19 protein-coding genes are annotated in these 26,541 nt (G+C 64.5%); 12 read left to right on the forward strand and 7 right to left on the reverse strand.

Annotation, left to right across the window (positions count from 1 at the left end):
• Positions 1-63 precede the first annotated feature (63 nt).
• On the forward strand, positions 64-3,345 hold the full coding sequence (icmF, locus tag AZSI13_RS13875; protein ID WP_109041764.1) for a fused isobutyryl-CoA mutase/GTPase IcmF: 3,282 nt from the start codon (positions 64-66) through the stop codon (positions 3,343-3,345).
• 244 nt (positions 3,346-3,589) lie between these two features.
• On the opposite strand, the gene AZSI13_RS13880 is transcribed toward icmF, so the two are convergent.
• On the reverse strand, positions 3,590-4,282 hold the full coding sequence (locus tag AZSI13_RS13880; RefSeq protein WP_109041765.1) for a nitroreductase: 693 nt from the start codon (positions 4,280-4,282) through the stop codon (positions 3,590-3,592).
• Between the two features lie 34 nt (positions 4,283-4,316).
• On the reverse strand, positions 4,317-4,991 hold the full coding sequence (locus AZSI13_RS13885; protein ID WP_109041766.1) for a Crp/Fnr family transcriptional regulator: 675 nt from the start codon (positions 4,989-4,991) through the stop codon (positions 4,317-4,319).
• Positions 4,992-5,244: 253 nt separating this feature from the next.
• On the opposite strand from AZSI13_RS13885, the gene AZSI13_RS13890 reads away from it, so the two are divergent.
• From AZSI13_RS13890 to AZSI13_RS13925, 8 genes are all read left to right on the forward strand, one after another.
• Complete coding sequence (locus AZSI13_RS13890; RefSeq protein WP_109041767.1) at positions 5,245-7,224, forward strand: long-chain fatty acid--CoA ligase; 1,980 nt, start codon at positions 5,245-5,247, stop codon at positions 7,222-7,224.
• Positions 7,225-7,242: 18 nt separating this feature from the next.
• Complete coding sequence (locus AZSI13_RS13895; protein WP_109041768.1) at positions 7,243-8,043, forward strand: ABC transporter ATP-binding protein; 801 nt, start codon at positions 7,243-7,245, stop codon at positions 8,041-8,043.
• A gap of 14 nt (positions 8,044-8,057) precedes the next feature.
• A complete protein-coding gene (locus AZSI13_RS13900) occupies positions 8,058-8,951 on the forward strand; it encodes a branched-chain amino acid ABC transporter permease (RefSeq protein ID WP_109041769.1) in 894 nt (297 codons plus the stop codon).
• A 25-nt stretch (positions 8,952-8,976) separates the two neighbouring features.
• On the forward strand, positions 8,977-10,044 hold the full coding sequence (locus AZSI13_RS13905; RefSeq protein WP_109041770.1) for a branched-chain amino acid ABC transporter permease: 1,068 nt from the start codon (positions 8,977-8,979) through the stop codon (positions 10,042-10,044).
• A gap of 55 nt (positions 10,045-10,099) precedes the next feature.
• A complete protein-coding gene (locus AZSI13_RS13910) occupies positions 10,100-11,428 on the forward strand; it encodes an ABC transporter substrate-binding protein (protein ID WP_109041771.1) in 1,329 nt (442 codons plus the stop codon).
• Positions 11,429-11,494: 66 nt separating this feature from the next.
• Positions 11,495-12,331 (forward strand): ABC transporter ATP-binding protein, encoded by an 837-nt coding sequence (locus AZSI13_RS13915; RefSeq protein WP_109041772.1) that lies wholly within the window; start codon positions 11,495-11,497, stop codon positions 12,329-12,331.
• Between the two features lie 161 nt (positions 12,332-12,492).
• A complete protein-coding gene (locus tag AZSI13_RS13920; RefSeq protein WP_109041773.1) occupies positions 12,493-13,725 on the forward strand; it encodes a phenylacetate--CoA ligase family protein in 1,233 nt (410 codons plus the stop codon).
• Between the two features lie 225 nt (positions 13,726-13,950).
• Positions 13,951-15,558, forward strand: a complete 1,608-nt coding sequence (locus AZSI13_RS13925; protein WP_109041774.1) for a methyl-accepting chemotaxis protein — start codon at positions 13,951-13,953, stop codon at positions 15,556-15,558.
• A gap of 105 nt (positions 15,559-15,663) precedes the next feature.
• On the opposite strand, the gene AZSI13_RS13930 is transcribed toward AZSI13_RS13925, so the two are convergent.
• Positions 15,664-16,086, reverse strand: a complete 423-nt coding sequence (locus AZSI13_RS13930; RefSeq protein ID WP_109041775.1) for a bacteriohemerythrin — start codon at positions 16,084-16,086, stop codon at positions 15,664-15,666.
• Between the two features lie 120 nt (positions 16,087-16,206).
• Between AZSI13_RS13930 and AZSI13_RS13935 the strand changes: the two genes are divergently transcribed.
• Entirely contained in the window at positions 16,207-17,106 is a 900-nt protein-coding gene (locus tag AZSI13_RS13935) for an AEC family transporter (protein ID WP_109041776.1), read from the forward strand.
• Between the two features lie 200 nt (positions 17,107-17,306).
• Positions 17,307-17,933 (forward strand): SCO family protein, encoded by a 627-nt coding sequence (locus AZSI13_RS13940; RefSeq protein ID WP_235609779.1) that lies wholly within the window; start codon positions 17,307-17,309, stop codon positions 17,931-17,933.
• 81 nt (positions 17,934-18,014) lie between these two features.
• Here the strand turns inward: AZSI13_RS13940 and rpoH are convergent, their stop codons facing one another.
• The 3 genes from rpoH to AZSI13_RS13955 all read right to left on the reverse strand — a co-directional run bounded on the left by rpoH (position 18,015) and on the right by AZSI13_RS13955 (position 22,195).
• On the reverse strand, positions 18,015-18,872 hold the full coding sequence (rpoH, locus tag AZSI13_RS13945) for an RNA polymerase sigma factor RpoH (RefSeq protein WP_109041778.1): 858 nt from the start codon (positions 18,870-18,872) through the stop codon (positions 18,015-18,017).
• Between the two features lie 128 nt (positions 18,873-19,000).
• Positions 19,001-21,100, reverse strand: a complete 2,100-nt coding sequence (locus tag AZSI13_RS13950) for a site-2 protease family protein (RefSeq protein WP_109041779.1) — start codon at positions 21,098-21,100, stop codon at positions 19,001-19,003.
• Positions 21,101-21,106: 6 nt separating this feature from the next.
• A complete protein-coding gene (locus tag AZSI13_RS13955; RefSeq protein WP_369406671.1) occupies positions 21,107-22,195 on the reverse strand; it encodes an efflux RND transporter periplasmic adaptor subunit in 1,089 nt (362 codons plus the stop codon).
• Between the two features lie 44 nt (positions 22,196-22,239).
• On the opposite strand from AZSI13_RS13955, the gene AZSI13_RS18405 reads away from it, so the two are divergent.
• A complete protein-coding gene (locus AZSI13_RS18405; protein ID WP_369406672.1) occupies positions 22,240-22,323 on the forward strand; it encodes a hypothetical protein in 84 nt (27 codons plus the stop codon).
• Between the two features lie 180 nt (positions 22,324-22,503).
• On the opposite strand, the gene AZSI13_RS13960 is transcribed toward AZSI13_RS18405, so the two are convergent.
• The coding region (locus AZSI13_RS13960; protein WP_235609780.1) for a cadherin-like domain-containing protein at positions 22,504-26,541 on the reverse strand (4,038 nt) is incomplete at its 5' end.

Genomic DNA, 26,541 nt, shown 5'->3' on the forward strand with positions numbered 1-26,541 from the left:
CGGATCAATGGCTGGAGGATATTCCGGCCTCTTCCCCCACCGGTTGCCTTGAGGAGCCTGGCCATGACCGACCTTTCCATCGCCAAGAAAATCGTCCCTTACAAGCCCAAGAACAAGGTGCGCTTCATCACCGCGGCTTCCCTCTTCGACGGCCATGATGCTTCCATCAACATCATGCGGCGCATCCTGCAGTCCACCGGCTCCGAGGTGATCCACCTGGGACACAACCGTTCCGTGGGGGACATCGTCAATGCGGCCCTGCAGGAAGATGTGCAGGGCATCGCCATCACCTCCTACCAGGGCGGCCACGTCGAGTTCTTCAAGTACATGATCGACCTGCTGAAGGAAAACGGTGGCGAGAACATCAAGGTCTTCGGCGGCGGCGGCGGCGTCATCGTGCCCTCCGAGATCAAGGAACTGCACGACTACGGCGTCACCCGCATCTATTCCCCGGAAGACGGCCAGCACCTGGGTCTGCAGGGCATGATCAACGACGTGGTGGAACAGTCCGACTACAACCTCACCACCCTGGCCCCCCAGAAGCCCGAGGAAGTCCTGGCTGACCTGCAATCCGGCAACCGCCGCGCCCTGGCCCGTATTGTTTCCGCCCTGGAAAATGGCGCTTACCCCGAAGGTCTGCGCAAGCAGATCATCGAAGCCGCCGCCCAGGTGGCCACCACCCCGACCCTGGGCATCACCGGTACCGGCGGCGCCGGCAAGTCCTCCCTCACCGACGAGCTGGTGCGCCGCTTCCGTCTGGACCAGGAAGACAGCCTCAAGCTGGCCATCATCTCCATCGACCCCTCCCGCAAGCGCACCGGTGGCGCCCTGCTGGGTGACCGCATCCGCATGAATGCCATCGAGCATCCGAATATTTTCATGCGTTCCCTGGCCACCCGGGATACCGGCTCCGAAGTGTCCGCTGCCCTGCCCGAGGTTATCGCCGCCTGTAAGCTCTCCGGCTTCGACCTGGTGATCGTCGAGACTTCCGGTATTGGCCAGGGCGACGCCGCCATTGTTCCCCTGGTGGATGCCTCCCTCTATGTCATGACCCCCGAGTTCGGCGCTGCTTCCCAGCTCGAGAAGATCGACATGCTGGACTTCGCCGACTTCGTCGCCATCAACAAGTTCGACCGCAAGGGCGCCGAAGATGCCCTGCGCGACGTGCGCAAGCAGTATCAGCGCAACCGGGAACTGTTCACCCAGTCCCCCGACGACATGCCCGTCTTCGGCACCATGGCTGCCCGTTTCAACGACGATGGCGTCACTGCCCTGTACCAGGCCATCCTGCCCAAGCTGATCGAATTTGGCCTCAAGAGCAAGGTCGGCAGGTTGCCCGTGGTGACGGTCAAGGAATCCTCCCGCGGCCGTGCCATCGTGCCGGTGGAGCGCACCCGCTATCTGGCCGAGATTGCCGAAGCCCTGCGCGGATACCACAAGCACATCGACGAGCAGGTGAAGATCGCCCGGGAGCGTCAGTCCCTGCGCATCTCCAAGGACCTCTTCAATAGCTATGACGATGCCGCCAAGGCCGCCCTGCCCAAGTTCGACGAACTGATCGCCTGCAAGGAAAGCGAGCTGGACGCCAAGGCCAAGAAGCTGCTCGACATGTGGCCCGATACCGTCAAGGCCTACTCCGGTGATGAGTACGTGGTGAAAATCCGCGACAAGGAAATCCGCACCAAGCTGGTCTCCGAATCTCTCTCCGGCACCAAGATCAAGAAGGTGGTGCTGCCCAAGTGCACTGACGACGGCGAGACCCTGCGCTTCCTGATGAAGGAAAACGTCCCCGGCTCCTTCCCCTACACCGCCGGCGTCTTCGCCTTCAAGCGCGAGGGCGAGGACCCCACCCGCATGTTCGCCGGCGAAGGCGATGCCTTCCGCACCAACCGCCGCTTCAAGAAGGTTTCCGAAGGCATGCCGGCCCACCGTCTGTCCACCGCCTTCGACTCCGTCACCCTGTACGGTTGCGACCCGGACGTGCGTCCCGACATCTACGGCAAGATCGGCAACTCCGGCGTTTCCATCGCCACCCTGGACGACATGAAGGTGCTGTACTCGGGCTTTGACCTGGTCTGCCCCACCACCTCCGTCTCCATGACCATCAACGGTCCGGCGCCGATCATCCTGGCCTGTTTCTTCAACACCGCCATCGACCAGCAGCTGGAGAAGTTCCGCGCCGACAACGGCCGCGAGCCCACCGAAGACGAAGCCGAGAAGATCCGCGAGTGGGTCCTGTCCTCCGTGCGCGGCACGGTGCAGGCCGACATCCTCAAGGAAGACCAGGGCCAGAACACCTGCATCTTCTCCACCGAGTTCGCGCTGAAGATGATGGGCGACATCCAGGAGTTCTTCGTGCACAACCAAGTGCAGAACTTCTACTCGGTCTCCATCTCCGGCTACCACATTGCCGAAGCGGGTGCGAACCCCATCTCCCAGCTGGCCTTCACCCTGGCCAACGGCTTCACCTACGTGGAGTCCTACCTGGCCCGGGGCATGCACATCGACGATTTCGCCCCCAACCTGTCCTTCTTCTTCTCCAACGGCATGGATCCGGAATATTCCGTGATCGGCCGGGTGGCCCGCCGCATCTGGGCCGTGGCCATGAAGAACAAGTACGGCGCCAACGAGCGCAGCCAGAAGCTGAAGTACCACATCCAAACTTCCGGCCGCTCCCTGCACGCCCAGGAGATGGACTTCAACGACATCCGCACCACGCTGCAGGCCCTCATCGCCATCTACGACAACTGCAACTCCCTGCACACCAACGCCTACGACGAGGCCATCACCACGCCGACGGAAGAGTCGGTGCGCCGCGCCATGGCCATTCAGCTGGTCATCAACCGGGAATGGGGCGTGGCCAAGAACGAGAACCCCAACCAGGGCGCCTTCATCATCGACGAGCTGACCGACCTGGTGGAAGAGGCTGTGCTCAAGGAGTTCGAGGCCATCGCTTCCCGCGGCGGCGTCCTAGGTGCCATGGAGACCGGCTACCAGCGCGGCAAGATCCAGGAAGAGTCGCTCTACTACGAGCACAAGAAGCACGACGGCTCCTACCCCATCATCGGCGTGAACACCTTCTTGAATCCCAAGGGCAGCGCCCAGGTGGAGATCGAGCTGGCCCGTTCCACCGAAGAGGAAAAGCAGTCTCAGATCGCCCGCCTGAAGGATTTCCACCTGCGTAATGCGGACAAGGCCCCGGCCATGCTGGCCAAGCTGAAGCAGACGGTGATCGAGAACGGCAACGTCTTCGCCGTGCTGGTGGAGGCAGTGAAGGTCTGCTCCCTGGGCCAGATCACCACGGCGCTCTACGACGTGGGCGGCCAGTACCGTCGCAGCATGTAAATACCGGGTTCAGCGCGAGGGGCGATGGTTTTCCCGGCCCCAGCGCTGATTCCGGCAGTCAGGAATAAACCAAAGGAGAAGGAGACAGCAACGGACGCTCCGCCAGAGAGTGCCCGCTCCTAATAAGAACCTCTGCTGTGTTTGCGAACCGGGCCTTGTGCCCGGTTTTTTTTGTTCACGAGGGGCGGTCAGAATAAAAAAAGCCCCAGTCAGAGCCGGGGCTGGATGCCGCGTTGGCGGCCGATCAAGCGATGAACTTGACCCAGTCTTCCAGGGGCGCGCGTTCGGTGCGCAGCTGGTTTTCCGGCTTGCTTTCGTCGGCGTAGCCCAGGGCCATGCCGCACACCACCATCTCGTTTTCCGGCAGGTTCAGTTGCTCCTCGATGATGCGGTGGAACTGGGTGAAGGCGGCTTGGGGGCAGGTGTCCAGGCCACGGGCCCGGGCGGCCAGCATGACGGTCTGCACGAACATGCCGTAATCGAACCAGCTGCCCTGCTGCATGATGCGGTCGATGGTGAAAATGAGGCCGACGGGGGCGTCGAAGAACTTGTAGTTGCGGCCATGCTGCTCTTGCATACGGGCGCCATCACCCTTCTGGATACCAAGTAGGCTGTAGAGATCCAGACCCACCTTGCGGCGGCGCTCGATGTAGGGAGAAATCCATTTGGCCGGGTAATAGGGGTATTCCTCGGTGTGGGTCTGGGCTTCTTCCGGGTCGTTGAAGGCCGCCAGGATCTTGTTGGAGAGGGCTTCCTTGGCCTCGCCGGTCAGCACGTAGACCTTCCAGGGTTGCACGTTGGTGCCGGAGGGGGCCCGGGCGGCAACCTGCAGCAGGTCCTTGAGTGCCTCCTGGGGCACCGGGGTGGGCAGGAAGGCCCGCACGGAACGGCGGGATTGGATGACGTCGTCGACGATACGTTGGGTGTCGTTGCTCATGGAGCGTCCTTGTGGTGAGGAGGTGATAAAGCGGCTAGGCGCCGAAGCGGCGCAAGCCTTCCAGATCGATGACCGTGATACCGCCATATTCCACCCGCAGCAATCCTTCTTCCTCCAGCAGCTTGAGGGCCTGGTTGGCCCGCTGGCGGGAGACGCCGGCCAGGTAGCCGATTTCCTCCTGGGAAATTTGCAGCTGGGGGCCGATGCCGGGGTAGAGCACGGGGTTGAAGAGGGAGGCGACGCAGCGGGCGATGCGGGCGTCCGTTTCCAGCAGCCGGTCCATTTCCACCCGGCCGATGAACTGGCCCAGGCGTTCGTTGAGCTGGTGCAGGAGGAAGCGGTTGAAGGGAATGCTGTTGTCGAGCAGCCACTGGAAGGTGGTGCGGCTTATGCAGGCCACCAGGGAGTCCCGCAGGGCCACCACATCGTAGCGGCGGGGCTCGTTCTTCAGCATGGAACCTTCGCCAAACCAGCCGCCGGTGGGCACGCCGGTGAAGGTGGCCGTCTTGCCGGAGACCCCGTGGCTGGCGATTTTGACCAGGCCATCGATGACGCCCAGCCAGTAATCCACGGGCTCACCTTTGTAGCAGATGAATCCCCCTGCAGAAATGCGGCGCACAAAAGTACCGGCCTCAATTCTGGCGAATTCCTCGCCAGACAGTTCCCTGCCCCAGGTGGTGCTGTGCAACAACTCGGAGAGCGTCTGCATTTATTTAGCCAATTGTCAGGTCGACGACAATTATAGCCATGCCACGTCGCTAAATTGGGTGCAAATGCCATCCGGCGACCCTCCTTGATGAGGTGTTCGACCAGGGTGGAGGAGACAAGCCGGCGCAGGGTTACCGGGAAGACCGGAACCCCGCGCCAACACCGAAGCAGTACCCGGCTTCCGTCCGCACGGATGGCGCCGGACAAAACCGCGAGACGCTGGTCGACGCGGGGATAACAATGGAGGAGATGTTATGCCGGAAGTGGCTTCTTCCCAGGCGGCGCACACCCGTAATCTCACGGGTGAGACCTTTCCGCGCCTGCTCTTTCACCATGCCAAGGTACGGGGACACCGCCCCGCCATGCGCGAGAAGTATCTCGGCATCTGGCAGACCTGGAGCTGGGCCGAGGTGGCCGAGAATGTTCGTGCCCTGGCCTGCGGCCTGGCCGAGCTGGGCTTCAAGCGTGGCGACAACCTGGCCATCATCGGTGACAACCGTCCCCGCCTGTACATGACCATGGCGGCCGTGCAATGCCTCGGTGGCGTGCCGGTGCCCCTGTACCAGGATGCGGTGGCCAACGAAATGCTCTTCGTCCTCCAGGATGCCGGCATCCGCTTTGCCATCGTCGAGGATCAGGAGCAGGTGGACAAGCTCCTGGAGGTGCGTGAACAGCTACCCCAGCTGGACCACATCATCTACGACGATGCCCGGGGCATGCGCCATTACAACCAGCCCTTCATCCATGACATTGAAGCCGTCATGGCCATGGGCCGTATCCATCACCAGAACCATCCGGATTTCCTGGATGCCGAGATTGCGCTGGGCCAGACCACCGATACCGGCGTCATGCTCTACACCTCGGGCACCACCGGCAAGCCCAAGGGCGTCTGCCTGGCCCACGAGGCCTTCATCTCCGCGGCCAAGGGAGGCTGCCAGTTCGACAACCTGGGGGAGGGCGAAGACATCCTCTCCTATCTGCCCATGGCCTGGGTGGGCGACCATCTGTTCTCCTTCGCCCAGTCCCTGGTGGCCGGCTTCACCATCAACTGTCCCGAGTCCGGTGACACGGTGATGACCGACCTGCGGGAAATCGGCCCCACCTATTATTTCGCCCCGCCCCGGGTATTCGAGAACCTGCTCACCCAGGTGACCATCCGCATGGAAGACGCCGGTGCCATCAAGCGCAAGCTGTTTGCCTGGGCCATGGATGTGGCCAAGCGCTGCGGTGCCGACATCCTGGATGGCAAGCCGGTTTCCGGCAGTGATCGTCTGGCCTATTCCCTGGCGAATCTGTTGATTATCGGGCCGCTGAAAAACGTGTTGGGCATGAGCCGTATCCGCGTTGCCTACACCGCCGGCGCCGCCATCGGCCCCGACCTCTTCCGCTTCTACCGCTCCATCGGCGTGAACCTCAAGCAGCTCTACGGCCAGACCGAAACCTGCGCCTATGTCTGCCTGCAACCCGATGGCCAGATCAAGCTGGATTCGGTGGGCAAACCGGCACCGGGTGTGGAAGTGAAGATCGCCGACAACGGCGAGATTCTGGTCAAGGGACCCATGCTGCTCAAGGAGTATTACCAGCGACCCGATGCCACGGCCGAGGCCCTCAATGCCGAAGGCTATTTCATGACCGGGGATGCCGGCTTCTTCGATGACGACGGCCACCTGAAGATCATCGACCGGGCCAAGGATGTGGGCAAGATGGCCAACGGCGCCATGTTTGCCCCCAACTACATCGAGAACAAGCTCAAGTTCTTCCAATACGTGAAGGAAGCCGTGGCCTTCGGCAACGGCCGTGAGCAGGTCTGCGCCTTCATCAACATCGACATCGGTGCCGTGGGCAACTGGGCCGAGCGCCGTGGTATTGCCTACTCGGGTTACACCGACCTGGCAGCCAAGTCCGAGGTCTATGAGCTGATCCAGGAGTGCGTCGAGCAGGTCAATGTCCAACTGGTGGAGGACGGCATGCTGGCGGATTCCCAGATCCACCGCTTCCTCATCCTGCACAAGGAACTGGACCCGGACGACGATGAGCTGACCCGCACCCGCAAGGTGCGCCGCAACTTCGTCTCGGAAAAGTACGCGGTGCTGATCGATGCCTTCTACGCGGGCAAGACTTCGCAGTTCATCGAGACCCAGGTGAAGTTTGAAGATGGCCGTGTCGGCAAGGTGGCGGCGGATCTGGTGATCCGCGATGCCAAGACCCTGCCCGTCGTGCGCCAGGCCGCCTAATCCCGAACGGAGCGTTTCATGAGCGAACAAAACCATAACGGGCGCCGGGTCGGTGAGGTCGTGCTCGACCTGCAGAACATCTCCCTGCGCTTTGGCGGGGTCAAGGCCCTGACCGACATTTCCTTCAATGTGAAGGAACACGAGATCCGCGCCATCATCGGCCCCAACGGCGCCGGCAAGAGCTCCATGCTCAACGTCATCAACGGGGTGTACCACCCCCAGGAAGGCCGCATCGTCTTCCGCGGCGAAGAGCGCAAGAAGATGGAGCCCCACATGGCGGCCACCCAGGGCATTGCCCGCACCTTCCAGAACATCGCCCTGTTCAAGGGCATGAGCGTGCTCGACAACATCATGACCGGCCGCATCACCAAGATGAAGTGCGGCTTCCTGGAACAGGCGCTCTACCTGGGCCGGGCCCAGAAGGAAGAGCTGGCCCACCGGGAGAAGGTGGAGGAGGTCATCGATTTCCTGGAAATCCAGCACATCCGCAAGACGCCGGTGGGGCGCCTGCCCTATGGCCTGCAGAAGCGGGTGGAACTTGGCCGGGCCCTGGCCGCCGAGCCATCCCTGCTGCTGCTGGATGAGCCCATGGCGGGCATGAACGTGGAAGAGAAGCAGGACATGTGCCGTTTCATCCTCGATGTGAACGACCAGTTCGGCACCACCATCGTCCTCATCGAGCACGACATGGGCGTGGTGATGGACATCTCCGACCGGGTGGTGGTCCTGGATTACGGCAAGAAGATCGGCGATGGCACGCCGGATGATGTGCGCAACAACCAGGAGGTGATTTCTGCCTATCTGGGCGTGGCCCACTAAAGGAGGAACAAGCGATGCAATTCTTTTTTGAAGTGCTGATCGGCGGCCTGCTCTCGGGGGTGATGTACTCCTTCGTGGCCCTGGGCTTCGTGCTGATCTACAAGGCCTCCGGCGTGTTCAACTTCGCCCAGGGCGCCATGGTGTTCTTTGCCGCCCTGACCTTCGTCGGCATCCAGGAAATGGGGGCGCCTTTCTGGCTCGCCCTGATCCTGGCCTTCGGCGCCATGGTGTTGCTGGGCATGGCGACCGAAAGGATCGTGCTGCGGCCCCTGGTGAACCAGCCCCACATTACCCTGTTCATGGCCACCATCGGCCTCACATTCTTCGTCGAAGGTCTGGCCCAGGGCATCTGGGGCTCCACCGTGCGCGGCCTCGACCTGGGCATCCAGGACGAGCCCATCGAGTGGCTGATGGACAAGGCCGGCATCCTGGTCTCTTCCTTCGACCTCTTCGCTGCCGGTGTTGCCGCTGCGCTGGTTACCCTGCTGGCCCTGTTCTTCCAATACACCCGGGTGGGCCGCGCCCTGCGGGCGGTGGCGGATGACCACCAGGCCGCGCTCTCCATCGGTATCCCGCTGCAGAACATCTGGCGCATCGTCTGGGCTGTGGCCGGCTTTGTCGCTCTGGTGGCGGGGCTGCTTTGGGGCGCCCGCAACGGCGTGCAGTTTGCCCTGACCTTCACTGCCCTGAAGGCCCTGCCGGTACTCATTCTCGGCGGCTTCACCTCGGTGCCCGGCGCCATTGTTGGCGGCCTCATCATCGGCTCCACCGAGAAGCTGGCGGAAGTGTATCTGGGGGGCTACGTGGGCGGTGGCATCGACTCCTGGTTCCCCTATGTGATGGCCCTCGCCTTCCTGCTGGTCCGGCCTGAAGGCCTGTTCGGCGAGAAGCACATCGACCGGGTTTAACCGGATTCAAGGAGAGGACAAAACCATGCTTTACCGTGAAGCCGGACAATTCAAGACCAGCTACGCTGCCGACCAGCAGATCTTCCCCATTCGTCAGGATCGCATCGCCATCGGCCTGATCCTGGCCGTGGCGGCCCTGGTGGTGCCCTTTGTCGCCAGCGAGTACTGGATCAAGGCGATCCTGATTCCCTTCCTCATCTTCTCCCTGGCGGCATTGGGGCTGAATATCCTGACCGGCTATGCCGGCCAGCTTTCCCTGGGCTCTGCCGCCTTCATGGCGGTGGGGGCCTTCGCTGCCTACAACTTCATGGGGCGCATCGAGGGCATGCCGGTGCTGCTGGCCTTCATCGGCGGCGGTCTGTCGGCAGCAGCCGTGGGCATTCTCTTCGGCCTGCCGTCCTTGCGCATCAAGGGCTTCTACTTGGCGGTGGCGACCCTGGCGGCTCAGTTCTTCATCGTCTGGGCCCTCACCAAGTTCGGCTGGTTCTCCATGGATTCGTCGTCCGGGGTGATTACCGCCCAGGACATCGTGATCCTCGGTTTCCGCTTCGACACGCCGGTCTCCGTCTATCTGCTGGTCCTTACCATCGTGGTGGTGATGGCCCTGCTGGCGAAGAACATGGTGCGTAGCTCCGTTGGCCGGGCCTGGATGGCGGTGCGGGACATGGACGTGGCCGCCGAGGTGATCGGTATCCGCATCATGCACACCAAGCTTCTGGCCTTTGCCATCAGCTCCTTCTACTGCGGTGTCGCCGGTGCGCTCTACGCCTATGCCTACCTGGGCACGGTGGAGCCGGAGGGCTTCAATCTGGATCTGTCCTTCAAGATCCTCTTCATGATCATCATCGGCGGCGTCGGCTCCATCATGGGCTCCTTCCTCGGCTCCGCCTTCATCGTCCTGCTGCCCATCCTGCTGGATGTGCTGATCCAGGATTTTCTCACCGGCCTTCTGCCCCCCAGCATCAGCTCCAACCTGCAGCTGATGGTTTTCGGCGGGCTCATCATCTTCTTCCTCATCGTCGAGCCCCATGGCCTGGCGAGACTATGGCAGATCGGCAAGGAAAAGCTGCGCCTGTGGCCTTTCCCCCACTAACCCAGGTATTGGAAGTCATTGCAGCACCCATATAAACAGTAGAGGAGACAAGACAATGAAAGTTAAAACTATCGCCCTGTTGGTCGCCGCAGCCGCCTCCGCCGGCGTGTCTGGTTCTGTCCTGGCCCAGGCCAAGGAGCAGTTCATCGGCCTGCCCTCCTACCGGGTCGGCCCCTATGCGGCCGGTGGTTCTGGCATCTACGGTGGCTGGATCGACTACATGACCCTGGTGAACGAGCGGGACGGCGGCATCAACGGCGTCAAGCTGACCTGGGAAGAATGTGAGACCGAATACAACAATGCCCGGGGTGTTGAGTGCTACGAGCGTCTGAAGAAAAAGGGCGCCACTGGCAATACCACCTTCCAGCCCCTGTCCACCGGCATCACCTACTCCGTGCTGGACAAGGTGGCCCAGGACAAGATTCCCATGGTGACCATTGGCTACGGCCGCACCGATGCGGCGGATGGCCGGGTCTTCCCCTGGGTCTTCCCGATGATCACTACCTACTGGTCCCAGGCCACCGGCATGGTCAAGTACATCGGCCAGAAGGAAGGCGGCCTGGACAAGCTGAAGGGCAAGAAGATCGTCTATCTCTACCACGACTCCGCCTTCGGCAAGGAAGGCATCCCCGTGCTGGAGAAGCAGGCCGCCAAGCATGGCTTCAACCTGAAGACCATCCCCGTGGCCCACCCGGGCAACGAGCAGCAGTCCCAGTGGCTGACCATCCGCCAGGAGAAGCCTGACTGGGTGATCCTGTGGGGCTGGGGCGTGATGAACCCGACCGCTCTCAAGGCCGCCGCCAAGACCGGCTTCCCGCGCGAGAAGATGGTGGGTGTGTGGTGGTCCGGCGCTGAGGAAGACACCGTGCCCGCCGGCGATGCCGCCAAGGGCTTTACCGCAGCCGGCTTCAACGTGGCCGGTACCAACTACCCGGTGGTCAAGGCCATCCAGGACAACGTCTACAAGAAGAACAAGGGCAACATGGAAGACAAGTCCCGGGTCGGGTCCATCTACTACAACCGGGGGGTGGTGCACGGCATCATCACCGTCGAGGCCATCCGCGTCGCCCAGGAAAAGTTCGGCAAGGGCAAGCCCCTCACCGCCGAGCAGGCCCGCTGGGGCTTCGAGCATCTGCACATTGATGCCAAGCGCCTGAAGGAACTGGGTGCCGAAGGCTTCATGCCCGATCTGGCCATCACCTGCGCCGACCACGAAGGTTCCGGCAAGGTGAAGTTCCAGCAGTGGGATGGCAAGGCCTGGAAGGTGGTTTCCGACTGGGTGGATGCGGACAAGGAAATGGTCCGCCCCATGATCGAGGAATCTGCCGGCAAGTACGCCAAGGAAAAGGGCCTGACCCTGCGCGACTGCGCCAAGGAAGGTTGAGCCTGAGCTGACCGGGGATGGGGCCGGCGCCCCATCCCCTTCCCCCAGAGAAGGGAAAGAATGCCAATGAACACGACGACCCAAGCCAGCCCGGCGGCCACCGACAACTACCTCAGCATCAACAATATCGAGGTCATCTACGACCACGTGATCCTGGTGCTCAAAGGGGTGTCCCTGACCGTTCCCAAGGGCAAGATCGTGGCCCTGCTGGGCGCCAACGGCGCCGGCAAGAGCACCACCCTGAAAGCCATTTCCAACCTGCTGCATGCCGAGCGGGGCGACGTCACCAAGGGCAACGTGGAATTCAAGGGTGCCCGGGTTGACCAGCTGACCCCCAACGAACTCGTCAAGCGGGGTGTCATCCAGGTGATGGAAGGCCGCCACTGCTTCGCCCACCTCTCCATTGAAGAAAACCTGCTCACCGGTGCCTACACCCGGGGAATTTCCCGCAGCGAGCTGAAGCAGAACCTGGAGATGGTCTACCACTACTTCCCCCGCCTGAAGACGCGCCGGGCCTCCCAGGCCGGCTATACCTCCGGCGGCGAGCAGCAGATGTGCGCCATCGGCCGGGCCCTCATGGCCAAGCCGGAAATGATCCTGCTGGATGAGCCCTCCATGGGCCTGGCGCCCCAGATCGTCGAGGAAATTTTCGAGATCGTGAAGGACCTGAACAGCAAGGAAAACGTCAGCTTCCTCCTGGCCGAGCAGAACACCATGGTGGCCCTGCGCTACGCCGACCTGGGCTACATCCTGGAGAACGGCCGGGTAGTGATGGAAGGCGACGCCAAGGAGCTGGCTTCGAACGAGGACGTGAAGGAGTTCTACCTGGGGCTGTCGTCGGCGGGGCGCAAGAGCTTCAAGGATGTAAAGCACTACCGCCGCCGCAAACGCTGGCTCTCGTAGGCAAAAGGGCACGCCGCCAGGCGGCGTTGTTCGCCGGCTTGTGGGCAGGAGCCCACGGCGCCGGCTCCCGCCTTGCCTGACGGCGCTACTTTTTTGCCTACGGTACGTGGTAGTTGCAGGAACAAAAACAGAACTGATGAGCGTCGATTGAGGAACGCCCGATGAAATACTACGACTCGCTGGAAACCCGAGACCCCGAGGAACGGGAGCGCTCATTGCTGGATCGTCTGCCGCGCCAGGTAGGCCATGCCAAGCTGCATTCGCCCTACTTTGCCAAGCTGCTGGCGGAGATCAACCCCAATGACGTGCATAACCGGGAAGCCCTGGCGGCCCTGCCGGTGACGCGCAAGAGCGACCTGATCCATCTGCAGCGGGAACAGGCGCCCTTTGGCGGCATCAATGCCACGCCCCTGTCGGGCCTCAGCCGGGTCTATGCCTCCCCCGGGCCCATCTACGATCCGGAAGGCCGGGGCCAGGACTGGTGGCGTTTCGCCCGGGCTCTACATGCGGCGGGCTTCCGTTCCGGCGAGTTGATCCACAACACCTTTTCCTATCACTTCACGCCGGCCGGCTTCATGCTTGAGGGTGCTGCCCACAAGCTGGGCTGCCCGGTCTTTCCCGCCGGCATCGGTCAGACGGAAATGCAGGTGCAGGCCATTGCCGACCTGAGGCCGGCGGCCTATGTGGGCACGCCCTCCTTTCTCAAGATCATTCTCGAGAAGGCGGATGAGCAACAGGCCGACGTTTCTTCCCTGTCCAAGGCCCTGGTTTCCGGCGAGGCCTTGCCGCCCTCCCTGCGCCAGGCCCTCAACGCCCGGGGCATCACCGTCCGCCAGTGCTACGCCACGGCCGACCTCGGCATGATTGCCTACGAAACCGAAGCCCAGGAAGGCCTGACCCTGGACGAGGACGTGCTGCTGGAGATCGTTCGCCCCGGCACCGGCGACCCGGTGGCGCCCGGGGAAGTGGGGGAGGTGCTGGTCACCACCTTCAACCTGGATTACCCCCTGATCCGCTTTGCCACCGGTGACCTTTCCGCCGTGCTGCCGGGCATTTCTCCCTGCGGTCGCAGCAATGTGCGTATCAAGGGCTGGCTGGGGCGGGCCGACCAGACCACCAAGGTCAAGGGCATGTTCGTCCATCCGCACCAGATCGCCCAGGTGCTCAAGCGCCACCCGGAAATCGCGCGGGCCCGCCTGGTGGTGGACAACGCCACCGGCCAGGACCGCATGACCCTGCACTGCGAAAGCGCCCGTAGCGACGATGTGTTGGGCGATGCCGTGATCGCCAGCATCCGCGACGTCACCAAGCTGCGGGGTGAAGTCCGTTTCGTCAGTCCCGGGGATCTGCCCAACGACGGCAAGGTCATCGACGACATCCGCAAGTACGAGTAACTCGAGCCACCTCATTACCTCTGCCTGTTGTGGGGGCGCCTTCGGGCGCCCCATTTTTTTCCCCATACCTTGGCGCGTACAGACTGGCTAGGGGGGTATCCAGGCTGGCGATGGGGGCAGGAATTTGAGAACATGGCAGGGTGTTGTCAGTAATAGCCCGTACTTTGCTGACTGCGGTCCCTAAAATAGATCAAACCCGGCAGCAAGGCCGGGAGAGGAATCCTCATGACCATTGCCAAACGCCTCGTTCTGCTCATCCTGGTGGCGCTGATCGGCCTCATCGCGGTGGGTGTTTTCGGCCTGCACCAGATGGGCGCGATCAATGCCAACCTGGCCTATGCCCATGAAAACTCCATCCCCAGCATCCGCAAGGTGGCCAATATGGAGGCTGGTTTCCTCAAGCTGCGCACCCAGATGCTGATCTTCCTGCTCAGTACCGATGAGCAGCGGCCGGCAGTGGAAAAGCGCATCAATGGTGCCAAGGACGATCTGCAACGCTACCTGCAGGATTACGAGCGCCTCATCAGCGATGACAAGGACCGCCAGTACCTGGACAACAGCAAGGCCCTGGTGAAGGAATACATCTCCCTGCTCGATCCGGCCATCGCCGCCACCCGTGACGGCCAGACCGAAAAGGCCCGGGCTGGTATCGGCCAGGCCGGTGAGATTTCCAAGAAGCTGGCCGACAACATCGAGGCCCATGCCAAATACAACGAGCAACTGGCGGAAGAGGAAGTGCGCAAGGCCAGCGAGGCCTACAGCAGCGGGAAGATCGGCTCCATTGTAGTGATTGCGCTGGCCGCCCTGTTCACGGCTGGCCTGGGATTCATGGTGTATCAGCACGTGAGCGGTTCCCTGGGCGGCATGGTGAGCATGTTCACCCGTATCGAGCGGGAACTGGATTTCACCGGCCGCCTACCGGTGCGGGGCACGGATGAGGTGGCCCAGGCCGCCAGTGCCTTCAACCGCCTGCTGGAGCGCCTGCAAGCCAGCTTCCGGGAAATTTCCAACCACACCCAGGCCGTCAATACGGCAGCCAACCGGGTGGCCACGGCTTCCCACGAGATGTCCATCGCCTCCGGCCACCAGAGCGAGGCCGCCTCCAGTATGGCGGCCACGGTGGAGGAAATGACCGTCAGCATCACCCACGTGGCGGATCGGGCCAGCGAGGCCAACATCCTTTCCGTGGCTTCCGGCGACCTGGCTCACAAGGGCGAGGAAATCATCGGTGAGACCGTCCATGGCATCAACGGCATCGCCGAAACCGTGCGCAATGCCTCCGAACAGATCGCCCGCCTGGAGCAGCAGAGTGAGCGTATCAACAACGTGGTGGCAGTGATCAAGGAAGTGGCCGACCAGACCAACCTGCTGGCTCTCAACGCCGCCATCGAAGCGGCCCGGGCCGGCGAGCAGGGCCGGGGCTTCGCCGTGGTGGCCGACGAGGTGCGCAAGCTGGCCGAGCGCACCACCCAGTCCACCCAGGAAATCGCCACCACCATCCTGGAAATGCAGGCCGGTGCCCAGGCTGCGGTGCAGGGCATCCATGCTGTGGTGGAAAAGGTGGATACGGGGGTCTCCCGGGCTGAGCAGGCCAACCAGGCCATCCAGGAAATCGGCGGCGGTTCCCGTCGCACGGTGGATATGGTGGGTGACATTTCCGATGCCATCCGCGAACAGAGCATGGCCAGCACCGCCATTGCCCAGCAAGTGGAGAAGATCGCCCAGATGTCCGAGGAGAATAGTGCCGCGGCCCAGTCCACCTCCGATACCGCAGGTGAACTGGCCCATCTGGCTCAGGAAATGCAGCAGGTGGTGGCCCAGTACCGGCTCTAAGCCGGAAGTTCTTGCCCCGGAAACAGGAAAAGCGCCCGTGGGCGCTTTTCTTTTGCATGCCCGGCAAGCGCGAGAGACCGTGGGCGGCGCAAGGTGGGGGCGGCCTCAGCCCTGCTGCCGGCCTTCACAGAAGGCGCCGAAACGGCGGTCGGCGGCCTGGATGTGGTTGATCAGCCAATTGGCGAGGAAGCGGGAGAGATCCAGGCTGGCCGAAGGCTCGCCCACCTCGACGCGGATTTCCATGTCGCTGACCTGATGCAGCAGTTCCTGGTGCAGATCCTGGTGGGTCGCCAGTTCCGGGTAGCCGGCGGCGGCCATGAGAGATTCCTCGCTGGCGAAATGGGTACGGGTGTATTCCAGTAGCTCGCTCACTGCCCGCCGTGCTTCTGCCTGGGCATCGTCGCCACCCTGCTCCAGGGAATGCTGGATGCGGCCGACGATATCGAAAAGTTGCTGGTGTTCCTGGTCCACCTGGGCGATCCCTACGTGGTACTGGGGGCCAAAGCGGATGATGCCGTAGTCGTGCATACTGGTTTCTCCCTTACGTCAGCCCGCATTTTGCCACGGGCTCCCAGCCTTCGTCTCTGGCGAATCCTGACTGCGTGCCTGACCAAGCGTGGCTTTGACCACCGTCGGTAGAATGGCGCCATGCCCACGACCGCCCTCCTGCTCCTGCCCGATTTCGCCCTGATCTTGCTGGGCGTCGCCCTGCGCCGCTTCATGCCCCTGGGCGATCATTTCTGGATGGGCCTGGAACGCCTGGTTTATTTCGTGCTGTTTCCCGCCCTGCTGGTCAATGCTGTGCTGAAGACGCGGCTCGACCTGGCGGCGGCGGGCCCCTTGCTGATCACTGCCTTTCTTTGCATGGTCACCGGGATGGCGCTCGGCTGGGCCGGGCTACGCTTCTTCCGTCTCAAGCCCCTGGTCTTCGCTTCCATTTTTCAGTGTGGCTACCGCTTCAATTCCTATATTGCTCTGGCTGCTGCCGGTCTGCTCTTCGGCAACCCCGGCATTGCCGCCATGGGCCTGGTGGTGGGGGCGGCGGTGCCCGTGGCCAATCTGGTCTCGGTATGGATGCTGGCCCGCCACGGTGAGGCCGGTGTGCTGCGGGAAGTGGCCCGCAATCCCCTGATCTGGGCCACAGCTTCCGGCTTCCTGCTCAACCTGGCTGGCTTCGTGCCGCCCCAGCCCCTGCAGATGTTCCTCTCCCGCCTGGCCGATGCCTCCATCGCTCTGGGCCTCCTGGCGGTGGGGGCCGCCCTGCGTCTCAAGGGCCAGTCCGGGGTGCGGGGAGCCTCCTTCCTGCTGCTGGCCATCAAGCTTCTGGCCCTGCCCCTGGCGGCCACCTTCATCGGCCCCTGGCTGGGCCTGAGCGGCCTCTATCTGCATGTGGCGGTGCTGTTTGCCGCCCTGCCCACGGCGTCCTCCGCCTATATCCTGGCCATGCGTATGGGGGGCGACGGGCAGAGCGTCGCCTGGCTCATCTCCGCGTCCACCCTGGGCTCCATGGTCACCATGCCGCTCTGGGTAGCCTGGTTGCTCGGCTGAGGCTACAGTCACCGTTCCGGCTGTTGCCATCTTCCCTATCTCCCATGCCTGGCTCTTTCTCCAGCAAGAAGCCCTTTGCCCCGCACTGGTGGCGGCTGCTTCCAGCACAATTTCCAGCACCATTTGGCGGCAAGCTGCTGCGTCGGCTTGGTGTTGGTCTGGGGCTGGGGTTTGCTCTGGCCCTGGCCGGATGCGACGGCGTGCCTCCTTTCCACAACACCGATCTCAGTGGTGCCCCCTTCGCCCGGGAATTCCCCGCTCCCCTGGTTGATCACCGGGGCCAGCCCCGTCGTCTGGCTGACTTCCAAGGCCAGGTGGTGATCCTGTTTTTCGGCTACACCACCTGCCCCGATGTCTGCCCCACCAGCCTCAGCCGTTTTGCCCAGGTGCTGGCCGACCTCGGTATGGCGGGCGAGGCGGTGCAAGTATTGTTCGTCAGCGTCGATCCGCAGCGGGATACGGCGGCCCGCCTGGCCGACTATGTGCCCTGGTTCCATCCCCGCTTTCTTGCCCTGCGCCCCGAGCCGGAGGCACTGCCGGCCCTGCTGCAGGAATTCCGCGTCGTGGCGGTGCGCCAGGAAGTGGGGGGCGGCCTCGGCTACCTCATCGACCATACCGCTGGAGCCTATGTTTACGACCGGCAGGGCAAGCTGCGCCTGCTGTTGGCCGACCAGGCGCCCCTGGCGGACATCGAGGCGGATCTGCGGCGGCTGCTCGAAGCGGGGGGTGAAAAGGTGGCGCTAGGGAAGGTTGAAATGGGCGCCCCTGGGCCTGCTGAAAAAGGCGGTGGGTCGGCTCCGGGGCAAGAGGGGGCGGTCAGCCGTTGAAGTCGGGTGCCCGACGCTTGCACATCAAACAAAAAGGCCGGCGGATGCCGGCCTTTTCATGGGCGCTGGGGGAGCGGTGCTTCAGGCCGCCAGCAAGCCGCGCATCTTCTGCAGGGCCTTGGCTTCGATCTGGCGGATGCGCTCGGCGGAAACGCCAAATTCGGCTGCCAGATCATGCAGGGTGGCGGGGTTTTCCTCATCCAGCCAGCGGGCCTCGATGATGCGGCGGCTACGTTCATCCAGGCCGGCCAGGGCGCCTTGCAGGCCTTCGGTCTGCAGTCGCTCGTATTCCCGGGCGGCCATGACCTGGGTAGGTTCCGCCGCCGCGTCAGCCAGATAGGCGATGGGGGCGACCCGGTGCTCGTCTTCGTCGTCCGGGTTGCCTTCCAGGGCCATGTCCCGGCCGCTCATGCGGGTTTCCATTTCCACCACCTCTTCCGCCTTGACGCCCAGCTTCTGGGCAATTTCGGCGGCTTCGGCAGGGCTCAGGGTATCGCTGTCGGCCTTCAGGCTGCGCAGGTTGAAGAACAGTTTGCGCTGGGCCTTGGTGGTGGCCACCTTGACCAGGCGCCAGTTCTTCAGGATGTATTCGTGGATTTCGGCCTTGATCCAGTGCATGGCGAAAGACACCAGACGCACGCCGCGGCTGGGATCGAATCGCTTCACGGCCTTCATCAGGCCGATGTTGCCTTCCTGGATCAGGTCGGCGTGGGGCAAGCCGTAGCCCAGGTAGCCCCGGGCGATGGCGATGACCAGGCGAAGATGGGAGAGCACCAACTGACGCGCCGCATCCAGATCGTCCTCTTCACGGAAGCGACGGGCCAGGGCGAACTCCTCCGTCTCGCTCAGCATCGGGAAATGCCGGGCCGCCTGGATGTAGGCATCCAGATTGCCTGCCGTGGAAGGCAGACTGTGAGACAGGGTGAGAGCGTGGGTCATATGGTTGATTCCTCCTTGAACAGCTCGAAATGCATTTTAGCACTCGCTTTCATAGAGTGCTAATGGTGCAGGAAGTTCCGCTTCAAACCATTGGAATCAGCTAGTTAGATGTCCCCCCCTCAGGGGCGCTAGAAGCCAGCCTCCCGCCACAGCAGGCTGAGGGCCGAGCGGAGGAAACGCAGGCCCGGGGCTTCCCAGCGGCCGGCAATGGTGACCTGGCCGCGCCAGCTGTGCTGCTCGTCCGGGGTGGGCGACTCCACCTCGAACTGCACCCGGTATACCGCCCGCTCCGGGTACAGCAGCCCCTGCCGCTCCCGTACCAGGATGGGGCCGCCGAACAGGGTGGATAGCTCCGCTTCGCCCAGCACCCGGCTGGCGTCCTGGTCGATGCGGGTGACCCGCAGCCCCAGATGGGGGCCGGCGCCGCCTTCGGCGGAGAACAAGGCCCGATCCCCCACGGCAATGCGGGCCACCGCCTCGTCGTCCACGTAGGTCAGAACCTGCTGTGGGCCCGGCTTGACCAGCCGGCCGAGCAGTTCCCGGTTGCCCAGCCAGTCCCCCACCTGCAGGTCCGGCGGCCGGTCCCGCAGAATGCCGGCGTAGGGCGCCCGGGGCGCGTAGCGGGCGGCATCGGCAGCCACCGTCCGTTGTTCGGCTTCGGCGGTATGGAGCTGCTCATGCAGCACCTGCCAGTCCCGCACCGTGTCGCTGTCGAAGCCGGCACTGCCAGCCTGCCAGGCCAGTTGCTCGCGTCGGGCTTCGCTGCGGGCTGCCCGGGCCTCCAGTTGGGGGGATTGCAGTTCCAGCAGCACCGCGCCGGCGGGAACGGTGGCGCCATTGGCGTAGGGAAAGGCAATCACCTGGGCCTGCTCCGGGCTGTAGATCGGCCATTGCTCCCGGGGCTGCAACAGCCCCATGCTGCCGATGCGGCTGGGCCAGGGCAGGGCGAACAGCAGCAGGGCGAGGGCCGCTACCGCAGCACTGTGTCGAGCCCGGCCGCTGACCTTCAACTGAGGCCAGCGAGCCCGCCAGGCCTGTACTTCGCGCCAGCAGGGGAACAGCACGAACCAGCCGATTTCCACCAGAAAAAGCAGGATGCCGACGGCCTTGATGAAGAAGTGGTAAACCAGGGCGGCAATGCCGAGGAAAAGGACCAGCCGGTAGAGCCAGGTGGCCCAGGCGAAAAGGATCAGACCCCGGGCCCGGTGGGGCGGGAAGTACTCGGGGGCCGGCTCCCCCAGCTGGAAGAGCCGTTCCCGCAGGTCCCAACGGGCTAGGGCAAAGGCCCGCCCGTGCAGGTTGGGCAGGCCCAGCCCGTCGGCCAGGAGAAAGTAGCCGTCGAAACGCATGAAGGGGCTGGCGTTGATGGCCAGGGTGGATATCCACGTCGTCGTCGACAGGAGAAAGGCGACAGTACGGGGGCCGCCTTCCGGCAAGGCAGCCCAGGCCAGGGTCGCCCAGGCGGCAATGGCCAGTTCCGTCAGGATGCCGGCGGCGGCCACGGCCAGTCGCTGCTCCCGCCGGGTGAGGCGCCAGACCTCGTTGGTGTCCGTATAGGCCACCGGCCAGAGGACGAGAAAAGCCACGCCCATGGTGGGTACCCGGCAGCCGTAACGCTTGGCCGTAAAGCCATGGCCCAGCTCATGCAGGATTTTTACTGCCACCAGGGTCAGACCGTAGGCCGCCATACCCTCCCAGCTGAGCATGTCCACCAGCGTGGTGGAGAAATGCTCCCAATGCCGATAAACACTGATCAGGCCAAGGCCGGCCGCCAGCAAAGTGAGGCGCAGGAAGAGGGGGCTGTAGAAGCCGGCGACCAGGGGGCTCCAGCGGCTTAGCCAGGCATCGGGCCGCAGTAGCGGCAGGCGGAAGAAGAGATAGTTGTGCAGCAGCCAGCGCAACCTGTCGCGCCGCTGCTCGTGCAGGCGCTGGCCCAGCTGGCCGGCACCGCCGGGGGGAATCTGCACCAGCTGGTTCTGCCGCAGGAAGTCAGCCAGCACCGCCACTTCGGCGGCATCCAGGCTCAGGGTGCTGTGCCGGGCGATGTCGGCGACGATGGCCTGGGCATCGTCCAGGTGCCAGCGACGGAGGATTTCCACACTGGGCCAGTCCAGCTGGAAGAACAGGTTGCGCACCGGGTCGTGCAGGGTCCAGCTGGGGCTGCCGTTGGCCAGGGCGGGGCCAGGCAGCAGGTCCAGCTCTTGCCGGAGCGGAGGCAGGGCGGCCATGGGGCTTCAGAAGGCGATGAACTGGCGGATCGACGCCAGGGGGCGGCGCAGCACCCAGTGGATCAGGGTTGTCCATTGCCCATGCAACTTCGCTGTGCCCTTCAGGCCGATGCGGTCCCGGGGCACGTCCTCCAGGCGGGCCCGGGCCCGGTAGGCATAGCTGCCGTCGGGGCGGGCCACCGCATCATGGTTGAGGTAACGCAGGCGGCCGGCCACCGGCCGGAAGGGCGTGGCGGAGAGGTAGAGCTGCACGGGGGCGCCTGCCTCCAGGGGAATGGCATCGCCGATGGCGATCCAGGCCTCGATCTCCACCTCGTTTGCAGCGGCCACCCGCATGATGCGTTCCCCAGTCTGCACGGGGCGACCGACCCATTCCGCCGGATCGTCGAAGAGGGCGATACCGTCCTGGGGGGCCACGACGTGACTGCGTTCAAACTGGCGGGCGAGGTAGTCCGCCTCGGCCTGTTTTTCGCCGATCTTGCCCGCCAATACCGCCAGCTGCCCTTTCGATTTGCCATCGTTCAGCGCCAACTGGGCGAACTGGCGGTATTCCGCCTCCGCCGTGGCCAGGGCCTGCCGGGCCACTTCCAGGCGGCTGGCCAGGGCTGCCTCGTCAAAGCTGAAAAGGGCCTGGCCCGCCCGCACCGCTTCGTTGGGGCGGACGTGGAACTGGCTGATGACTCCCTCCATGGGGGCCCGCAGCACGGCGGGCCGGGCCGGTACCAGCTCCCCCGGCGCCAATACGCTCAGGCGCACCGGGAAAAGCAGCACCAGCAAGGCACCGAGGGTCAGCTGCAACGGGCGCCGACGCCACCAGGGCTGCTCCCGGGAGGCCCGCAGCCAGTCGGGCAGTTGCGCCAGCCAGCGCCGTGGCGACCAGGCAGCTTGAGGTTGCAGGCCTCGCCAGGCGTGCTGCCAGGCATGGCCCCATTCGGCCAGCAGGGCCAGCTCGGCGGCCGGCCAGTGGGCGTCGGCCGCCAGTAAAAGCCCTCCTCCTCGCGGCCCTGCCACCGCCAGGGGCAGCCACAGAGCCTGGGCCGGCAACCAGGCCTGCCACGCTTCCGCCAGTTCGGGGGGCAGGTCGCCGGCCTGCACGGGCCGGGGCGTGAGGGGGGGCTCGGCCAGGGCATCCTGGGCCGATGCGGCACTGTCGAGGCCGTGGAGATGGTTGCAGACTTTGTGCAGCCACTGGGCGTAGGGCGCATTGCCGTCGGCCTCCATGACACCGGAGAGCGCCTGAATGCCGCCCTGGCATTGCCACAGGGCCGCCTGCCGGTAGGCCACCAGGCGCTGGGTGTCGTTGACCAGAAGAAAGCCCAGGGCCTCCACCGTCGTCGCCGAGCGGGCGGCGTGGCAGAGGTCGATCAGGGTCAGCAGCGGATGATGTTCCGGAACAGCCGGGGTCATGCCTGCGCCGGCGCAACGGGAATGGATGCTGCTGCGGCCTGGGCAGCCAGGCGTTCCGGGAAGCCCGAGCGTTGGCTGGCGCGCTGCAACTGTTCGTTCAAGCCACTCCGGCCTGCCGGGGTTTCAAGGGCCTGTTTTTCCCCTCGCCCGATAACGATGCTGAAGGTGGTGACCGCTTCATGACCGAGGTTGTCGCGAGCCACCAGACGCAGGGTCAACTCTCCCCGCGTGCCCGGAGGCGGCTGGAGTTTGATCTTTCCCGTGCGGGGGTCGAAGCTAGCCCAGGGCGGTAATGGCCGGCCATCGGCCTGCAACATTTGCAGGTGAACGGTCGCTTGTGGGTTGGTATGGGCAAAGGTGTCTGCCGGGATCACCATTTCCAGGCTGCCTGCCGGCAGTACCACGTTGTTCAGCGGATGGCTCAGCAAAAGGGCATCGGATTGGCCGCGGCCCTGCGGCACCACCACGACCTGGAACCCCCCGGGGGTGGCCGGCCGGGTCAGCAAGGAGGTCGGGCTGAATTGAGCCAAGCCGGTTTCCCGTGTCGCCGCACTGGAGGCTTCGCCGATCGGCAGACTGGCGGGGCCGTCCCCGGCCGACGTCAGGTGTTGCAGGCCATTCGTGGAGGTTGGGGGAAGGAATACTACCGGCGGCAAGGACGAGGTCGGAGGCGGGGCCTCGACAGCGGTCGCAGCAGGAGCCCCCGGCGTGGTCGGCATTACCGGTGCCGTGACCGGAATGGGGGGCGGCGGGACATTGCTGACGGCCTCGGTGGCGCTGCTGGCGACCACCGTGGCATTGCCGGCGCCGTCCGTGTAGCTGGCCAGGGCGCGGATGGCCTTGCCGGCCAGGTCGGCGGAAACGGTCAGTTGGCTGCCGGTGGCGCCGGCGATGTCCACCCAGCCGCCATGGCCGTCGCCGGCCTGCCATTGGAGACTGACGGCCCCCATGCCTTCGGCGTCCTGCAGGTTCTGCTGCACGGTCAGGGTGCCACCGGCCACCGGGGCACCGCCGATGCTGACTCGCCCGCCGGGAGCGTCATCGGCGCCGGCAATGGCTACTGTGAGGCGCGCGTCGCTGCTGGCGTTGCCATCGCTAACGCTTAGCGTGAACGTCTCTTCCGCCGGGCCGGAGAGGGCGTTGATGGCCCCGGGGTTCGGCTGATAGCGGTAAGCGCCGCTGCGGGTGTCCAGGGTCAGGGTGCCGTAGCGGCCGGCCAGGGTGGCCGTGGTGCCGCTGATGGTGGCGCCGGCCAGGCCGTAGGTGAGGGTGGCGGTGCCATCCTTGTCTGTAGCGGTCAGGGAGCCGTTTTGGGCGGCGAAGGTGTCGGTGGCGGCGGTATCGGTGTAGTGCAGGGGCGTCGGCGTGGCCAGCACCGGTGCGTCATTGGTGCCCACCAGATCCACCGTGAAGGTGGTGCTGACCAGGGTGTGGCCGTCGCTCACGGTAAAGGTGAAGGGATCGCTGGCGGCACTGCTGAGGGCATTGATGGCGCTGTCGTTAGGGGTGTAGGTGTAGGCCCCGGTGGCAGTGTTGAGGCTCAGGGTGCCGTAGCGGCCCGCCAGGGTGGCGGTGCCGCCGGCCGGAGTTGCCCCCTGGATGCCGTAGGTCAGTGCCTCTCCGTCCTTGTCCTGCCCGCTCAGGGTGCCGCTGTGGGCAGTGAACGCGTCGTTGGCGGTTGTGTCGGTGTAGCGGGTGCCCGGCACCGTGGCCAGGGTCGGCGCGTCGTCCACCGCGGTGACGTTGAGGGTCAGGGTGTGGGCGACGGAGTAGCTCTTGCCGTCGCTCACCTGGAACTGGAATTGGGCGTAGGCCGCGCCGTTGGCGTCGGCGGCCGGGGTGAATTGCAGCTTGCCGGCGGCAATGTCGGCGGCACTGATCACCTGGTTGAGCGTCACCGCCGAGCCCGCCAGGGTCAGACCGCCGGCTGCGGGCAGCCTGGTGATGCGGATGGACTGGAGGCTGTCGCCACCATCGGCATCATTGAAGTGGAAGGCGGCGGCGCTGAAGACATGGCTTGTGTCTTCATTCAGGGTGACGCTGCCGTCCGTGGCGGTGGGTGGCGTGTTCTGGCTGACGTCCACGGTGGCCACCTGGGGGGCGGAGGTGCCGCCGTCGCCGTCGGTAAGGGTGAAGCTGATGCTGCGGATGCTGGCAGTGCAGGCCAGGGTGTCCACATTCTCGTAGGTGATGTTGGCCAAGAGCGCCGCCACGGCGGTGGCATTGGCATTGGCATTGAAGGTGATCACCAGGTCGTCGGTGCCGGTGCCGCCGGTGGCGGTACCGATGAGGACGCCACCATAGCTCACATTGCCACCGGAAACGCCGATCTGCCCGGCCCCGTTGCCCTGGTGGCGGATGGCCAGCACGTCCTCTGCGCTGACCCGGTTGCCGGTGATGGCGACGGTCAGGGTGCCGCTGTCGAAATTGCTGGAGTCCCCATCCGTCACGCCCGGCAAAGTGCCCTGGTCGATGAGGCGGGCGCCGGAGGCCATGAGATAGCTCTGGCTGTCGCCGCCGAGTTGGCTGATTGCCGGGGCGTCATTGACTGGATTAATGGTGATGGCGAAGGTCTGCCCGCTGAGGGCGGCGGCGCCGTTCTCGCCGCCGTCGGCCAGGGTGAAGGTGAAGCCGTCGCTGCTGCTTTCACCGCCGTCGTGCACGTAGCGCAGGCGATTGTTGTCCAGGTCGTCCTGGGTGAAGCTGCTGATGGCGATGCCCGGGGCGCCGCTCAGTTCCAGCTGGCCGTGGGCCGGGGCGGCGGTGACCGTGTAGGTGAGGCCCGTGCCGCTATCGTCCGGGTCGCCGGCCGCCAGGTCGCCGGCCCCGATGGTGGCGGTGGCCCCTTCGTTGAGGGTCAGCCCACCATTGACGGCGAGCGTCGGCGCATCGTTGATGGCGGCTGCGTTGACCACCACCTGGACCGGCGTCAGGGAATCGCCTCCCACGTTGTCCCGGGCGACCACGGTGAAGGCGTTGAGGTTGCCGTTAGCGTTGGCCGCCGGTGTCCAGTAGGCCTGGTGGGTGGCGTCGATCACCGCATTCGTGGTGGCGTTCCAGGCGGTGGCGGAGGCCGCGTCGGTACCGATGCGCAGGCTGCCGGAAGAGACCGCCTTGACGACGAAGGCCGTGACGCTGCCATCGGTGTCGGCTTCATTCCCGGCAGCGGCCAGGTCGGCCAGGGAGATGGCACGCTCCGTATCTTCATTGGCACCGGTGAGGGTGCCTAGGCTGCTCAGGGTGGGCAGGAAGTTGGTGGCGATCCTCACCCCGCTGGTGGCGGCAACCCCATTCAGGGTCAGGGTGGCGTTGTTCCCCGCAGCATCCGTTAGGGTGCCGCCGGCCAGGGCGATGTTGCCACCGATGGCGATGCCGTCGCTGTCGTTGTCTCCGGTCTGGGTGGTGTAGCGGAAAAGCAGGGCCGACGTGCCGGAGCCGGAGACATAGACCGCCTGCCGGGTGGTGCTGCCGACGGTGAGATCGATCTGGGGGCTGCCGGTGACCGTGATGGCCTGATCGAAATTGACGGTGAAATCCCAGTTGGCGCCGGCACCATAGGTGCTGTCGGCGGGAACGGTGACGGATGTGCTGGCCGGCGCCTGGTTATCCACCGTGGCATTGGTGGTATCGGCCGTGGTCTTGGTGTTGCCGGCATTGTCGGTAACAGTTGCCGAGACATTGCGATTGGTCGCGCCATTCAGCGCACCGGCGACCAGGGTGTAGGTGGCCGTCCAGGTACCGCCGCTGTTGGTGGCAGCCACGGCACTGCCGCCGCCAAAGGCGCTGAAGTCGAAGGTGACGGCGCTGATGGTGTCGGTGTTATTGTCGCCACCGGCGGTGTTGTTCCAGGTGGCGGTGACGGTGTCGCCGATCTTGTAGGTGCCACCCATACCCGTGGCTCCGCTGATGCTGATGCGGGCGTCGGTGACGGTGGGCACGACGCTATCCACCGTGGCATTGGTGGTGTCGGCCGTGGTATTGGTGTTGCCGGCATTGTCGGTGACGGTGACGGCGACATTGCGGTTGGTGCCGTC

Origin of the sequence: Azospira sp. I13, from assembly GCF_003112695.1 — a bacterium.
Lineage (GTDB): Bacteria > Pseudomonadota > Gammaproteobacteria > Burkholderiales > Rhodocyclaceae > Azospira.